Source organism: Bacillus sp. SIMBA_031 (genome assembly GCF_046535225.1).
In the GTDB taxonomy this organism is placed as follows: Bacteria; Bacillota; Bacilli; order Bacillales; family Bacillaceae; genus Bacillus; species Bacillus velezensis.
The window spans coordinates 96,300-110,274 of the sequence record NZ_JAWRXC010000004.1 but is presented as its reverse complement, the minus strand read 5'-3'; the positions used below and the strand labels follow the sequence as shown (position 1 = coordinate 110,274).

The following is a 13,975-nucleotide window of genomic DNA, read 5'->3' as shown; positions in this document are numbered from 1 at the left end:
TCATTCACTCCCCGAATTTATTCAGCAGCAGCGTATAATCTTCAGCTGTATCGACGTCATAAAAAAGCAAAGGGTCTTGAAAGCTGATCATTTTTCCCGTATTGATCATACTTTCACGGATCACATGCCGGGCGCCCTGATCTCCCTTTAACTGATGCAATACCGGAAAACATTGATTGGAGAATAAAATGGGGGGCATAGGAAGATGTTGATTTTCAGCGGCGATAAATGAATAACTGCGCTCCTTTTGATAGGAATCAATTAACGTATTGATGATATCTGCGGTGACAAACGGCTGATCTGCAAGGAGAATGATAACGGCGTCAGCCTCATACTCTGCCGCTTTTTTTACACCGCATTGTATAGAATGGCCTTGGCCTTTACCCGCTTGCTCACATTCTGCCTGGCTCCACTTATTTGATATGGGATCTAAAAAGAAAAAATCCGAAAGCCAATGCAGTGAATCTCCCTTTCTCGTAATAACAAAAATATGATCTACTTCAGACAACAAGGCATTTTTAAGAGCCATACTTCCGAGGGAGACGCCATTGAGAAATAAACTTCGCTTATCCGTTCCCATGCGTCTGCTTGTACCGGCTGCCAGGTAAATGGCTGCTGTTTTCATAAAGCTGACCTTTGTTTTCGCATTTTTTTAATCATCTCGCCGACAATACTTACAGCAATCTCTTCAGGCCCTTGTGCCCCGATGGGAAGCCCAATAGGGGAATGAATATCTTCCGGAATCTCAGCCCCGCCTAATAGCCGCTCCGTGCGCCTTCTGGGGCCTAATACGCCTTTATAAAACACATTCTCGTTTTTTAATGTATGTAAAATGATCTGATCTTTTTGAAAGCTGTGCGTCATAATGACAACAAAATCCCTTTTTGTGATGCTCAGACCTTTCATGACTTCTTCCGGTGCTCCCGTTATCAAATGGCCGGCTTCAGGAAAATGGCCGTGATGACATAAAGCGGGGCGCCAGTCAATTACCGTCACATGAAAACCCGCACGAGCCGCCAACGAAACTAACGGCTTCGCATCTTCCCCTGCTCCGAAGACATATAAACAAGGTTTTGGCACCATCTGATGGATAAAAAATAAATCAGATGTATGTTCATCCCTCATGATTCCCTTTTCCGTCTGTCTCAGTTTTTGAATACGGCCTTGTTCCATAACATCCCCGGTTCCAAACACGCTGCCGTCTTCAGCTATATACAGATCTTCCTTCGGCTCTAACGTTTTAGTGAATCGTTTCACTCGGGTCACAGACTTTTTTCCATCTAAGCATGTCTTGACTGTCATCAGATTTCGTTCCAATTCCCCTTTTACAGGCTCAAGTAAAACCGTCAAAACACCATTACAGCCAACGCCCTGTCCCCAAGATAAATCGTCTTCCGCGCTCATATCAAAGCGGACAATCACCGGCTCTCCTGCAGTCCAGACCTGTTCTGACCGTTCAACGAGGTCTTCTTCCAGACAGCCGGCGGATAACATTCCGACTCTTGTTTTATCCCCTAAAATCAGCATGGAGGCCCCTTCTTTCTTATAAGCGGACCCCTCTGTTTTAATGATGGTAGCCAGTACCTTAGTTTTTTTAGAAGTGGCGATGACATCCAAAATCCCGTGTATATCATCCATTTCATGTCCCCCGCTTTTACCTGATCATATCTGCATCTGTATATCCGTATTCTTTATTTCCGGAAAACATTACAAACGCTTCAGCAATTTCTTCGTTTCTAAAAAAAAAGAGTCTTTATAGACCTTATGACCGGGCGGCGGGTGCGACAGCATGTCGGAACGGAGAGATTCCAATAACACGCTCTGTTCCTTCTGTTTCCAATTGTCTGTTTCACCCTGCTGTATGCCTTTAAAACCCGCAAAGTATTCACTTAACACTTGTAAATCATTCCCCAGCTCTATTTTGTCACTTGAAGATAACTCCCCCTCTTTTTCCCATTCTTTTAACGTTTTCACTATATTTGATAGATACTCAAATCCGGCGTTCAACTTTTGCATCTCTATTTGATAGCTTGAAATGATGTTTTTATGTTTTTTTCTGACGGGGTTGAATTTTAAGCTGTCAGAGGCTGTTTGCAGCATCTCTTTTGCCGTATGCAGCTCCTGCAGAAGATTGTTCATTTTATATTCCATAAGGTTCCCTTTTCCTTGTCCCCACTCTGATTGAACCCATTTGGAAAGGTCTGAAAGTGTGCCGGAAAGCTGACGAGCCAATGTTTGAAAAGAGTCCGCTGCCTTTTTTGTGTAGTCCGGCGGAAAAAGGAACATGTGAACCAGAATGGCGATGATGACGCCGATCACCGTATCGATGATTCGGTCGAATGCATAATCTTTAGAGTTTCGTTCAAACGTAAAGACCAACAAAATGGTGAGCGCTACCTGATGTAAAACCGTTACATCTATTCGTAACCACTTTGCAATGTAGGTCCCGCCTAACAGGAACAGCCCCAGCATCCAGCCATTCATTGGCAAGTGACTGACAAGAAAGGACGTTAACATGATCCCAATCGCAGTTCCCGCAATACGATGAAAAGAAAAGCGAATCGACTGATCTATCGTTGGCTGCAAACATAAGATAACAGATAGCGGCGCTAAATACGGGTGATCAGAGCCCGCCAGTTTTGCCGCTTCCCAAGAAACCGCAGATGCAATCGCCATCTTCCAAACCAAAGATGTTTTGTTTTGAATTTTTTCACTTTTCATCATACGCCCCCTCCTTTCAGAAACCTTTTCCACTAGGTTTCCGTGACGGAAAGGGATTTATACTGTTGTATGGAAAATGTGAAAGAAGCTGTGATTCAAGGGGGATTCTTGAATGACAGCTTCTTTTTGGGGTTGGGGAAACATTGGGAACGTAAAAATCATCGTCATCGACGGCGGCTTCTCCAAAGCGTGCCAACCGACAACAGGCATTGCTGGCTACACGTTACTGTACAACTCCTACGGCATGCAGCTCGTCACCTATAGACACTTTGACTCCAAGGCTGAAGTGCTGAGCACCGGAACCGACGTCTTAACAGTGAAACGATTAGACGACAAAGAGCTGGAGTGGAAGGAAGTGAAAAAACAAACGTCGGTGAAGAACTGCTGAAGGAAGTGGATTTTGGAGAGGTTGCGGGAGTATCGGTATATGAAGTGAGGGTATGAGGTTTAGGGGTGATTCCTTGAGCTCTTTTTTTATTTCATTTAGCACTGCAAACCGCGAACATTATTTTAAATGAAAACAAATTTTGAAAAATGAATGATCAGCAAACAAACTAAATTCCGCGGAAGATAACCATGACGTTATTAATATGTAAAAGAAGAATGAAAACCAATACAAACGCTGTTTTTTTAGGTAGAATCGCATTTCTAGAGATGGGTCTGTTATACATTTACATCTTTGCATTTAGAATTGATAATAGAAGCTTACCTACAAATTGAACTAATCGAAATCATGCTTGGGAGACTTCAAGAAATACTTATTTCATCTGCTCATAAAATGTCGATTGAGTAAATAAAAAGACGTTTAAGGTATGACTAATAAAATTGAATTCAATTTTATTTTTATAGAAATCAACATGTTCGTGCCCTTTTCATTTTTACACGGGCTAATCGTGAAACAGGTACGATGACTTACAGCCGACAAGGGACAATACCTTTAACTCCATAAAATACCAAATGCGTCCTCCCTCTTCATTAAAAAACTCTCCATTAAACTAAGATTCTAAAATTTCACAATATATGGATTAACTGATTTTTATTCATACTCCTCTAAATGTAAATTGCATTTTATCGAGTGATCAATAAATGAGTTACTCCTTCTTTAGATTTAAAATTTGAGGTTGCTCCGGCATCTGAGAATGTTTTCCTCACATTATCATGGAAAGATAATTAAAAAAGTCGCCCATTGAATAGTTGAACGACTTTCTTAATAATTCTACTTTAAGATTTCCTCATTGATAGCTTTATTAAATCCATTCCGTCTATAGAAAAATCAGTTCCATAAAAAACAGAAAGTTCTAAATCTCCATTAACTTTGGATCTCCTCACTTCTCCAATCCCAGTGAATACAATATCCTGATTTTTGTTTTCTTTTTGATACTTTAAAATGTGATGAAATAACCCTAAATAAGCTGGACTATTATTTATGAATACTTCTTCAAACTTAACATGGATATTTGTTTTACCCTCTACCACAATGATATCAGCTATCGATTCTATTAATTTCACACTCTTTACTTTTCCCATTACTAAACGAGGTTTTCCATTATCAATATCCTTTAACATATCCACTGTCCTTTTGGGGAGGTTTGGTCCTCTAATACCTATCCTTCGATTAGTTACCTCTTCAGGCTGATCTCCATCTTGTAAAACAGCGTGAGTCACGGGAACAGATTCCTTTCCAACAGTAGTCGGATTATTTTTTCTGGTTGGTTTCTTTGTTTTCTCTATTGTCTTTTCATCATCAGACATAGTATATAGCTTATAAGCTTCTTTTAAAGCCCTTTTTTTCCTCTCAGCAGTGAGTTCAACATTAATAAATTGAGTAGTATCAACACCTACCCTTTTTTTAGCTCTCGTAAAACCATGAATACAATCGTCAATATGGTTATCCATATTCCATGTTCTTAAAAAGCTTTTTACACCAGAATTATAAATAACCCTTGCATCGCAATTCTTAGTAGGACAATAGAGATAACCTTTTAAGGTTTCATTATATAAGTCGGGTGTGATATCACTCTTTTCATATTCCTTTTCTATTCCATCTTTAATAAACCTTGCTGTTAATATTGCCAATATATCTCCTGCTTTCTTGTTGGTTATTAAGCCGAAGAAATAAAAGATAGAGGTCTAAGTTTGCCTTACTCCAAATTAATATTATTATCCCTGTAATTTTTACTATATTTTAAACAGACTTAATAGATGTTGATTTTTTTACCACACTATGTTATTCTTTTAAAAGTCAATTAGTTATAGAGTAAGACTAAAAGATATTTTCATTTAAAATGCGGCAACATTTTTAAATGAAAGAAAATTCAATTAATAACACAGCCCCATACTTCTACAATTTTCGACCTTTTCTAAATTATAGCATAGGTCTATTTGTTTAGCAAACATTTCCCATTTTAATTCTCTCAATCATCAGATTACAACACAAAATCCATTAACAAATAAATAAATTTTCGTTTTAATATTACTTTTAAAGTATCTAAGTGGGGATTACTCCATTTATTTTCATACCTTCCATGTGCAACAAGAAAGATTTCTTTTAAAAAGCAATCTTCTAATTTTCCGTTTTTTAGTGTTTTCTTCTCCTAAGTACTCATTGGCTAAAGATGGTGTACATTACTAATATCGAATATATCAGGTATTGTATCAATATACCTTTAAGGAAAGATTAGTAGTAATATGAATTCTTTTAAAATTTAATCAATTTATATTATAACTTTTTACACATTTAGGTGATGTCCAGTTTCATTTTCTTTTTTAAAAAGCATGTTAATAAGAAAATATTAGTGATTTTTTTAGAATCTCTAATGATGAAATGAGTATTTCTTTTAAGAACTGTATTTACATGAGAGTATATTATACCTGGAACTTACCTATTATTCTATAAGTAATGCAAATTAGTATAGATTCGCACGAGAAAATTAGATAATAAAATATATAAGGAATTGCGGAGGTGCTTAATGCTTATGGAGATAGAAAATATCGAGGAACTTCCAATACAGAAATTTTATTTTTCAATGTCGCATCTTTCTCATATAAGCCAAGTACAAGATAATTTACCGTCACTTTTGATAAGAGATTTATATAGTATTGTAGATACCTACTACTTAGAATCTTTATCAATATTAAGGTCTTCAAAAAAAAATGGTAGTAGACTTAAATTTGAAATTGATTCGAAATTAAAAGAATCTCGAGAAATGTTGGAAAAGTATCAAAGATTAAGAGAACAGACGAAAGACCCGGATGAATTGGAATGGGTAGATGTTATTCAATCTCGTCATGTGTCCGAAAGGGAGTTCAAATTAAAACAAATAGAATTAGAGGGTGAAATGAATTCTTTAGCATCTATTGTAATGTTTCTAAGTTTATTGGAATCGACTTTATTTAGCCTGACCAAGAAACTCATTGAAACTGAACCATCACTTCCTGAAATGAAAGATGTTATGAATAGAAGTGATAATGGTATAGTTAAATACCTTAAATATTTCGAAAAATACATTGAAAAGCAAGAAAAACACTTTATTGTTGGGACAAAAAAGTATGAATTAATAAGGTTTTGGTTGAATGTCAGAAATAATATTGTACATAGCAATAATGCAGTAAAAAAAGAGATTTTAAGTGATGCAAATAGATTAAAAATAAGCATATCTATTAATAGTTATTCAAATAAATTTCGCTTTAAAGACATTGATATAATGTCAGTTGCAGAACTTTGTGGTGGAACATTGGAAGATTGCATTGAAAAAGGCTTGTATAAGTATTTTGGTGTAGAGGACATCTAATAAAAAAGAATTATTACAAGTTAGTACGATTAATAAATGCATGGTAAAAAAATCAGTTTTTATTTCGTGTAGAAAGAGTCGTTCAATAGCTGAGTGACTCTTTCTTTCATAATCACTTTATATAATTAATCAAAACCTCACTCACTTATGATAAGGCTCCCCACGGTTAATCCGAAAAGCCCGATAAATCTGCTCTACTAAAATCAACCTCATCAGCTGATGAGGAAACGTCATTTTCGAGAAAGACAACTTTTCATCCGCTCGCTTCATCACGGCGTCGCTTAGGCCGAGTGAGCCGCCGATGACGAAGGTGATTTTGCTTTTTCCATATGTCGCCAGCTTATCTATTGTATCGGCCAGTTCTTCGGATGTTTTCATTTTTCCTTCGATGGCAAGGGCGATGACGTGGGTGTCCGGGCTGATTTTGGCCAGGATGCGTTCGCCTTCTTTGTCTTTGACGTTTTTCATGTCTTGGTCGCTCAGGTTTTCCGGAGCTTTTTCGTCCGGGAGTTCGATGATGTCGATTTTTGCGTAGGCTGAGAGTCGTTTTTTGTATTCTTCAATGCCTTGCTTGAGGTATTTTTCTTTTAGTTTTCCGATGGTCACAATATTGATATTCACAGGTCATCCCCACTTTAGAAACAAGTTATTCATATATATTGCCCACAATTGTGGATATCTTTTCTGTATTTTGTGTAGGATCATTCGTTCCCTACTAGATATGTTGCAGTGTCCCCACATAATTCACAGGCTGTGGATAAACTGTTAGTATGTTCGATTTTTCTGATTTCGGGCGGAAGCTCATGATCATCTATGTACATGTCCAGCACGGTTTCGATATGTTCTTCACAAGAATAATAAGCGGTTTTCATCGTTACGTCCTCCGGTTTTCTATTGCACGCGGCAATTGTTCTCTTTTCAATATAACCTATTTATACACATGTTAGTAGTGCTTCGGGCTGAGTTTTATCCACAATTCGGCAAATCACGCGCAAAAAGAGCCGGTGTTTTCAGCATCCGGCTCTTTACGTGTTTTCTCTTTTTTCTAAGCGAAGGACGAACAGAATTCCTAATAGACACGCCAGCAGTGTAGAGCAAACATCAATCCAGTCCGGCTTTCCGCCGTTTAAAAAAGAGTTGGTTATTACGGAAACCAGGAGATGGTGACGGTCACCGCGGCAAGCTTTTTCTTCATCGGCTCCCTCCTTCATCTGACTGTCTTCTGCTTTTACGGTGCAAATTCTTCTATTTCTATGTTCGGTCGGCTTTTTTCTTGCTATATCGCCTTATCATGAGGGTCACAACGATATATACAATCATCATCAATGCCCCGTTACTCACATCAGGGTATCCAATCAACATATTCATTATGACAAAAACAATGGTTATACAAATGACGGACAACAATAAGAAGATACTGAATGATTTCAAATGACCACCTTCTTTCTTGCAGTAACGTTTCATTATAAAAAGCTTACCAAAAGCGGCAAGCTCTTCCGAAATGTTTATACTCTTCAAAAACCACCCATCACCTGCACATCATACAGCTTGAGATGGCTTTTCGGCGTGACGATGTTTTTTAAATTTGGAATGGTCAGGTCGTTCAGCTTTTTGCCCGTTTTCAGGTCGAAAGATTCGATTTTGGCGGGCTTTTTGTAGCTGTACGTAAACAGATACAGCTTTCCGTTTTGATGGGTCAGCTCCTTGAAGTCGGCTTTCATTCGTGATGCGGGGAGCTTGAAGGCTTTTTTGCTTTTCCCGGTCTCAGGGTTGATGCGGTACACGTTTCCGAAGCCGTCAACGAAATAGAAGCTGCGCCGCTCCATGAAAAAGCTTTTTTTGAAGCTGAACGGCATGGAGTCATAGATCGTCTGTTCGTCATTTTTATAAGCGGCGATGTCATACGTTTTGATGGCGCCGCTGTTTTTCATGACTTTCACCATTTGATAGATGTGATCTGCTTTTTCCCCTCTGGTGACAAAGCAGACGGCGCTGTCGTCCGCGGCGAGCTGGGATTCGACAGACGTGCCTTCTTTATACGTCCATGTCGCGATTGATTTTGTATGGAGCTTTTCTTTATCGGCCTGAATGTCTTGGACGTGATAGCCTTTTTCGTCATCTGTCGGCGTGAGTGCGAAAAGATGATCTTTAAAAAAGCCTGAAGCGCGGATATAGTGCGGGATGACGTCTTGCTTCCACTTGCCGTCAATCTGGCGGTACAGCTCTGAGCGATAGCTGCCGCCGCTCTTGTCGTAGCCCGAATTATACAGCGTGTAAAAGCCTTTCGCCCGTTCGATATATCCCGCGCTGTCTCCCGTATGCTGGTACGCTCTTTTATACGTGTGAAGGCCGCCCTGAACGGTGTAGATTCCTTTTTTGTCCTCCAGCAGCACGCTTTCGTCATGCACTTTGGCCGATCCGAGCTCAAGCCCCTTCATGTGATAAGAAGAAAGCCGTCCTTTTTCATCGGCGAAGAGGGCGTAGCTTTTTCCGCCGCCGAACGTGTCTTGGTCAGCCGCAGTGGAGAAATACAGCAGCGCCTCTTTATCTTTCAGAAAATCAGGGTCATTTAATGTGTCTCTCGCAACCTCCGCAGGATCTTCCGTGCGGAAATAGAAGAAGCATAAGACCGCTGCGGCGGCGATGATCACTAAGGGTATCCAGATGATTTTTTTCACGTTGTTCTCCTTAGTGAATGGTCAGAATCGTGGTTGTGTAGGACGAGCTTGTGATGTCGCGCGGATATACGCCTAAGCCGCCGTTAGAGTCGATATCAATCCCGGCTTTTAAAAGGAATGCCGACCACAGCAGTTTTGAGCAGTTTTTGGCGCCTTCATGGCCCGTATTTCTGTTATTGACGAAGTTGAAGGAGTACTCATCACCGACTCTTGATACGGCCCAGTCAGCGGCGGCTTGTTTTTGAGAGTCGGTGACTTTCACGGTCTGAACGATTGAATTGTCTTCGACTTCTCTGCCGTTATAAGCAATCTGGCGGACGCCGTCTCCCGGCACGGATTCAACAATTTTGTCAGCGGATGAATACATGCCGACATGCCCGTGGTTGTAATAAGCCGTGTATGAGTTCGTGTAATAAATATTGCCTTTTGTGCTTTTCGGAAGTTTTTTTGTGCCTGATGATCCGCCCATTGCAGAGAGTCCTTCTTTGGAAGCGATTACATTTCCTTGCACCTTGTCTGCCGTGATTTCTTGATGAAACTGCTTGAGAATTGCTTCTGTTGAAACGTGCTTCTGTTTGGCAAGCTCTTTGGCGGATTGGAGAACGTCTTGAGGAGTCGTGCCCTGCTGAAGGTCTGCGATTTCTTTTGCGTAGCGGGCTGCTTCTGTTTCTTTCGCTTTTACATTCATACCGGAGAACGACAGAACCATGGTGAATGACAGGGCAAACGGGAGGACGGCTTTGAACAGCTTTTTACACATTGACTTCGCCTCTTTTCTTCGAGTATAATTTTTCCACATTTTCATTATATGACGAAATTGTGATAAAAAAATATACAATTTACAGATTTTTAAAAATTTTATAACAATATGTAAATCATATGCATAAATCATTTTCAAATATCAGGAAATACGGTTATCATACAAGAAAGGGGGAGGACATATGAAGGACAGAACGATCGGTTCGATGCGGGTTTCCGCAATGGGGTTAGGGTGCATGGGCATGTCGGAATACTATGGCAGCCAGAGTGAGGAAGAGTCGATTTCCACACTGCATCATGCCGTTCATCTCGGCGTGAATTTGTTTGATACGGCTGATCAATATGGATTGGGTGCGAATGAAGAACTTGTCGGCAGAGCGCTCGCCCCATTCAGAAAGGAGCTGTGCCTCGCGACGAAATTCGGTTATGTCCGAAGCGAAAAGGGTGAGTTTATCGAAATCAACGGCCGGCCCGATTATGTGAAAAAAGCGTGTGACGCCAGTCTGAAACGCCTTGGGACGGATTATATCGACCTTTATTATCTGCACCGGGTTGATCCGCGGGTGCCGATTGAAGAAACCGTCGGCGCCATGAAGGAGCTGATAGACGAAGGAAAGGTGAGGTATATCGGATTGTCAGAGGCTTCCGCAGAAACGATCAGGCGCGCCGTCCGCATTCACCCGATTGCCGCGCTTCAATCGGAATATTCTTTATGGAGCAGGGAAGCGGAGGAACATGTGCTGCCCGCCTGCCGTGAGCTCGGCATCTCATTTGTGCCTTACAGTCCGCTCGGCAGAGGTTTTCTTTCCGGAAAGATGACGTCGACCGAGCAGCTGGATGCCGATGATTACAGAAGAAGAACGCCGAGATTCCAGGGAGACAATTTGGCGGTGAATATAGGGCTCGTCCAAAAACTTACCGCCATTGCCCGGGAAATGAATATTACCGCGCCTCAGCTTGCGCTCGCATGGGTTCTCGCAAACGGCGATGATCTCATTCCGATCCCGGGCACAAAAAAGAAACACTACTTGGAAGAGAACCTCGCCGCTCTCGACATTGTGCTTCCCGAGGATTTGAAGGCGCGGTTGGATGAGATGTTTCCGATCGGCACGGCGGCCGGCGAGCGTTATCCGGAACAAATGATGACATTGTTAGATGAATAACAAAAGAGGCCCATCGTGCGGGCCCCTTTTCATGACAGCTTTTTGCTCATGATGACATCCGTCTCCAGAAATCCCGTCTTCTCATACAGCTTCCGAGCCGTTTCGTTATGAGCGAACACATGGAGAGAAATCTTGCGGACACCCAGGTCTTTGGCTTTGTCCTCCAGCCTTGCGAGTGCCTCTTTCGCATAGCCTTTGCCGCGGAAAGGCGGATGAAGGCCGAAATCATAAATAAATGCGTCCCGTTGCGGGTGGTCCGAATCGGCGTGCAGCCACAGCCAGCCGGCATTTTCCTTTCCGTCCAATGTCAGCGTCCATAAATAGTGGTCGGCCGTCTCCAAGCCGTCAGGAAGCAGGTCTTCAAACGCCAGCTTCGCTAACTCCGGCGCTTCGTCAGGCAGCCACGTTCCCGCTTTTACCTTTTCTTCAGCGTAATGCTTGGTTGAATGGGCGAGATAGGACTGAAATTCTTGTCCTGTCATCGGCTGCAGCGTGATAGCCATTGAATCACTCCTTACAAAACACAGACTGAAAGCGGTATCATGAAGTATTATCCGAAGGCTCCGTTTTCCGCCGGTTTTATGATTTGTTCGGCTTGTGCCGTTGAACCAGTTTGCGCAAATAATCCAATCGAAATGAGACTTGCCAAGGCTGCTGAGAGTACAATGAATTTACATGTTTTCATTACGAATCCCCTCCGTCAATCTCAAAATTTGGTCATTGGCATCAATTGATTCTTGAAAATACTTCGCCGCCAGTTTGTAATTCTCCTGTTTTTTAAAATGCGCCGCGGCCTGATACGACAAATCGGAAACGTCACTCCACAGCTCTTTCCTTCTTAACTCGGCGAAAGCTGATTCAAGCGCTTCTTCATTGCGGTCAATAAAGACATGCTGTAAGATGCGCAGCTTTTGGGTGTATACGGGCTCGTTTTTTTCTTTAGCGGCATTCAGCGCTTTGTGCAGCCAAAACCGGCCCTCATCCGTCTGTTCCTGTTTCAATAACACTCTGGCCAGCATGTACAGACTCCGCACCGAATATGCTGATTGCAAATGCTCCTTTTGATCGAGAGCCGTTTCAAACTCGATCCGCGCCTCCTCAAGCTTTTCCTGTCTTTCATAGCAAATACCTGCGTTAAAGTGGGCGAGCGCCTCAATATGCGGATCGCCCGCTTTGGCGGCTTGATGAACCGCCGTCTGCAGGAGCTCTTCGGCTTTCTGATAGTGAAACAAGTCCATTCTGTTACAGCCGATCACCATTAAACACTGTGCTTCTCTGACCGCGTACATTTCATTGGCTTTGTAGATCTCCAACGCTTTTTCCGCGTGGTTCATCGCAAAGTAGTTTTGGCGGATTTCATAGTAGGCAATCGCCACTTGATAATTAAACTCGGCTCTTTCAATCTCATTCGGTATGTGCCGGAGCCTGCTTTCAGCAATCCGGTAAAAATTAATGGCGTTCATAAACCGTTTACGGTAAAACTCGTGCATTCCGGAAAAGAAATAATAATAGTATTGAATCATCTGGTCTGTCTTTTCTTTATCGGCGTTCAGCTGGATCGTTTTTAAAATGCCGTCTGTTTTCTCATACTCTTCCATCAAAAGCTTATAGCGGGAATCAATTAAATTAAAATAAAGGAGCACCGTTTGATTTTGTGTCATATTTTGCAGATCCGTAAGCAGTTGTTCTCTTAACGCCTCAGCCGATTCAGTGTTGTGCTTTTTGATTTCCTCATACCAGTCACTGATTTTTTTCGCAACTGTTTCGTGGGCCATCACTTCAGCCATCTGTCAGGACACCTCCCTTTCCCATTTTGTGTAATAAATATATCATATTTACAGTCCTGAAAAGAGGGTGAAAGCCTGCTAGTTTCCTCGGGGCAACAAAAAAACCCCCGCAAGTGCGGAGGCGCATATTTTATAATAGTTTTTTTCCTAACAAAGATTCCACCAGCTCAACCGCTGTTTTGCCGGTTTTGTTTTTGTGATCGAGAATCGGGTTGACTTCGACAAATTCAGCTGAAGTGATGATGTCGGCATCATACAGCATTTCCATTGCCAAGTGGCTTTCACGGTAGCTGATGCCGCCGACGACAGGCGTGCCTACGCCGGGCGCGTCGCTCGGATCAAGGCCGTCGAGGTCAAGGCTGAGGTGAACGCCGTCACAGTCTGACAGGTAGTCAATGGTCTCTTCAATGACCTTTGTCATGCCGAGGCGGTCAATCTCATGCATCGTATAGACCTTCATGCCTGTTTCCTTAATGTATTCACGCTCGCCTTCATCAAGTGATCTCGCGCCGATGATGACGACGTTCTCCGGCTTGATTTTCGGGGCATACCCGCCCAGGTTCACCAGCGTGTCGTGTCCGACGCCAAGGCTGACGGCCAGCGGCATTCCGTGAATATTGCCTGACGGCGATGTTTCCAGGGTGTTTAAGTCGCCGTGCGCGTCGTACCAGATGACGCCGAGCTGTTTATAGTGCTTTGCCGTTCCTGTCAGCGTTCCGATCGCGATGCTGTGATCGCCGCCCAAGACGAGAGGGAACCGCTCATTCTCAATGACGCTGTCCACCTTTTGGGCGAGCTGCTCGTTCCCCGAGAGCACAGAGTTCAAATTTTTCAGCTCTTCATCATTTTTGAGTTTTTCACGATTGACGGGGATGTCGCCTAAGTCTTCCACCGCATACCCCATGTCAGATAACCGTTCAATGAGATGCGCGTAGCGGATGGCGCTCGGGCCCATGTCCACTCCGCGTCGTGCTTGTCCTAAATCCATCGGCATTCCAATAACTGAGATATTCTTGTTCATCCGTTTTTCCACCTCAACATGTTGTATGTTGTCCTGTGCGGGTTTCTCAAAGATG

At 42.3% G+C, this 13,975-nt stretch carries 14 protein-coding genes and 1 pseudogene; 3 read left to right on the top strand and 12 right to left on the bottom strand.

Annotated elements, in window-relative coordinates; genetic code table 11:
• Positions 1–4 precede the first annotated feature (4 nt).
• The 3 genes from SB724_RS13290 to SB724_RS13280 all read right to left on the bottom strand — a co-directional run bounded on the left by SB724_RS13290 (position 5) and on the right by SB724_RS13280 (position 2,724).
• Positions 5–625 (bottom strand): NTP transferase domain-containing protein, encoded by a 621-nt coding sequence (locus SB724_RS13290; RefSeq protein WP_410571466.1) that lies wholly within the window; start codon positions 623–625, stop codon positions 5–7.
• Complete coding sequence (locus SB724_RS13285; RefSeq protein ID WP_410571464.1) at positions 622–1,638, bottom strand: XdhC family protein; 1,017 nt, start codon at positions 1,636–1,638, stop codon at positions 622–624. The genes SB724_RS13290 and SB724_RS13285 overlap by 4 nt, the downstream gene beginning before the upstream one ends.
• Before the next feature lie 69 nt (positions 1,639–1,707).
• Complete coding sequence (locus tag SB724_RS13280; protein WP_410571462.1) at positions 1,708–2,724, bottom strand: FUSC family protein; 1,017 nt, start codon at positions 2,722–2,724, stop codon at positions 1,708–1,710.
• 145 nt (positions 2,725–2,869) lie between these two features.
• On the opposite strand from SB724_RS13280, the pseudogene SB724_RS13275 reads away from it, so the two are divergent.
• A pseudogene (locus tag SB724_RS13275) lies at positions 2,870–3,157 on the top strand (fructose-bisphosphatase class III); the annotation flags it as partial.
• Between the two features lie 785 nt (positions 3,158–3,942).
• Here the strand turns inward: SB724_RS13275 and SB724_RS13270 are convergent.
• Positions 3,943–4,797 carry a hypothetical protein gene (locus SB724_RS13270; RefSeq protein ID WP_410571460.1) on the bottom strand — a complete coding sequence of 285 codons (855 nt, stop codon included), beginning with the start codon at positions 4,795–4,797 and terminating at the stop codon, positions 3,943–3,945.
• Between the two features lie 893 nt (positions 4,798–5,690).
• On the opposite strand from SB724_RS13270, the gene SB724_RS13265 reads away from it, so the two are divergent.
• The gene (locus tag SB724_RS13265) at positions 5,691–6,512 is read left to right on the top strand and encodes a hypothetical protein (RefSeq protein ID WP_410571458.1); all 822 of its coding nucleotides are present in this window, start codon (positions 5,691–5,693) and stop codon (positions 6,510–6,512) included.
• A gap of 141 nt (positions 6,513–6,653) precedes the next feature.
• Here the strand turns inward: SB724_RS13265 and rlmH are convergent, their stop codons facing one another.
• From rlmH to SB724_RS13245, 4 genes are all read right to left on the bottom strand, one after another.
• A complete protein-coding gene (gene rlmH / locus SB724_RS13260; protein WP_062623600.1) occupies positions 6,654–7,133 on the bottom strand; it encodes a 23S rRNA (pseudouridine(1915)-N(3))-methyltransferase RlmH in 480 nt (159 codons plus the stop codon).
• Positions 7,134–7,213: 80 nt separating this feature from the next.
• Positions 7,214–7,384 (bottom strand): CxxH/CxxC protein, encoded by a 171-nt coding sequence (locus SB724_RS13255; protein ID WP_004393147.1) that lies wholly within the window; start codon positions 7,382–7,384, stop codon positions 7,214–7,216.
• 642 nt (positions 7,385–8,026) lie between these two features.
• Positions 8,027–9,190 carry a hypothetical protein gene (locus SB724_RS13250; RefSeq protein ID WP_410571456.1) on the bottom strand — a complete coding sequence of 388 codons (1,164 nt, stop codon included), beginning with the start codon at positions 9,188–9,190 and terminating at the stop codon, positions 8,027–8,029.
• A gap of 10 nt (positions 9,191–9,200) precedes the next feature.
• Complete coding sequence (locus SB724_RS13245; protein ID WP_410571454.1) at positions 9,201–9,950, bottom strand: hypothetical protein; 750 nt, start codon at positions 9,948–9,950, stop codon at positions 9,201–9,203.
• Between the two features lie 181 nt (positions 9,951–10,131).
• Between SB724_RS13245 and SB724_RS13240 the strand changes: the two genes are divergently transcribed.
• Positions 10,132–11,112, top strand: coding sequence for an aldo/keto reductase (locus tag SB724_RS13240; protein ID WP_265972535.1), 981 nt, complete (start codon positions 10,132–10,134; stop codon positions 11,110–11,112).
• Between the two features lie 29 nt (positions 11,113–11,141).
• Here SB724_RS13240 and SB724_RS13235 read toward each other — a convergent pair whose 3' ends face one another.
• The 4 genes from SB724_RS13235 to rocF all read right to left on the bottom strand — a co-directional run bounded on the left by SB724_RS13235 (position 11,142) and on the right by rocF (position 13,920).
• Positions 11,142–11,615 carry a GNAT family N-acetyltransferase gene (locus SB724_RS13235; RefSeq protein WP_265972534.1) on the bottom strand — a complete coding sequence of 158 codons (474 nt, stop codon included), beginning with the start codon at positions 11,613–11,615 and terminating at the stop codon, positions 11,142–11,144.
• Between the two features lie 47 nt (positions 11,616–11,662).
• The gene (locus tag SB724_RS13230; protein WP_007407881.1) at positions 11,663–11,797 is read right to left on the bottom strand and encodes a hypothetical protein; all 135 of its coding nucleotides are present in this window, start codon (positions 11,795–11,797) and stop codon (positions 11,663–11,665) included.
• A complete protein-coding gene (locus SB724_RS13225; protein WP_265972533.1) occupies positions 11,784–12,899 on the bottom strand; it encodes a response regulator aspartate phosphatase in 1,116 nt (371 codons plus the stop codon). The genes SB724_RS13230 and SB724_RS13225 overlap by 14 nt, the downstream gene beginning before the upstream one ends.
• Before the next feature lie 130 nt (positions 12,900–13,029).
• A complete protein-coding gene (gene rocF, locus SB724_RS13220) occupies positions 13,030–13,920 on the bottom strand; it encodes an arginase (RefSeq protein ID WP_007407883.1) in 891 nt (296 codons plus the stop codon).
• Positions 13,921–13,975 lie beyond the last annotated feature (55 nt).

What these genes read in the sequence shown, in the direction of transcription:
- rocF (WP_007407883.1), bottom strand. Translation starts at nt 13,920, where the DNA reads ATGAACAAGAATATCTCAGTTATTGGAATGCCGATGGATTTAGGACAA.
- SB724_RS13240 (WP_265972535.1), top strand. Translation starts at nt 10,132, where the DNA reads ATGAAGGACAGAACGATCGGTTCGATGCGGGTTTCCGCAATGGGGTTA.
- SB724_RS13290 (WP_410571466.1), bottom strand. Translation starts at nt 625, where the DNA reads ATGAAAACAGCAGCCATTTACCTGGCAGCCGGTACAAGCAGACGCATG.
- SB724_RS13225 (WP_265972533.1), bottom strand. Translation starts at nt 12,899, where the DNA reads ATGGCTGAAGTGATGGCCCACGAAACAGTTGCGAAAAAAATCAGTGAC.
- SB724_RS13280 (WP_410571462.1), bottom strand. Translation starts at nt 2,724, where the DNA reads ATGATGAAAAGTGAAAAAATTCAAAACAAAACATCTTTGGTTTGGAAG.
- SB724_RS13230 (WP_007407881.1), bottom strand. Translation starts at nt 11,797, where the DNA reads ATGAAAACATGTAAATTCATTGTACTCTCAGCAGCCTTGGCAAGTCTC.
- SB724_RS13265 (WP_410571458.1), top strand. Translation starts at nt 5,691, where the DNA reads ATGCTTATGGAGATAGAAAATATCGAGGAACTTCCAATACAGAAATTT.
- SB724_RS13285 (WP_410571464.1), bottom strand. Translation starts at nt 1,638, where the DNA reads ATGGATGATATACACGGGATTTTGGATGTCATCGCCACTTCTAAAAAA.
- SB724_RS13245 (WP_410571454.1), bottom strand. Translation starts at nt 9,950, where the DNA reads ATGTGTAAAAAGCTGTTCAAAGCCGTCCTCCCGTTTGCCCTGTCATTC.
- SB724_RS13255 (WP_004393147.1), bottom strand. Translation starts at nt 7,384, where the DNA reads ATGAAAACCGCTTATTATTCTTGTGAAGAACATATCGAAACCGTGCTG.
- SB724_RS13235 (WP_265972534.1), bottom strand. Translation starts at nt 11,615, where the DNA reads ATGGCTATCACGCTGCAGCCGATGACAGGACAAGAATTTCAGTCCTAT.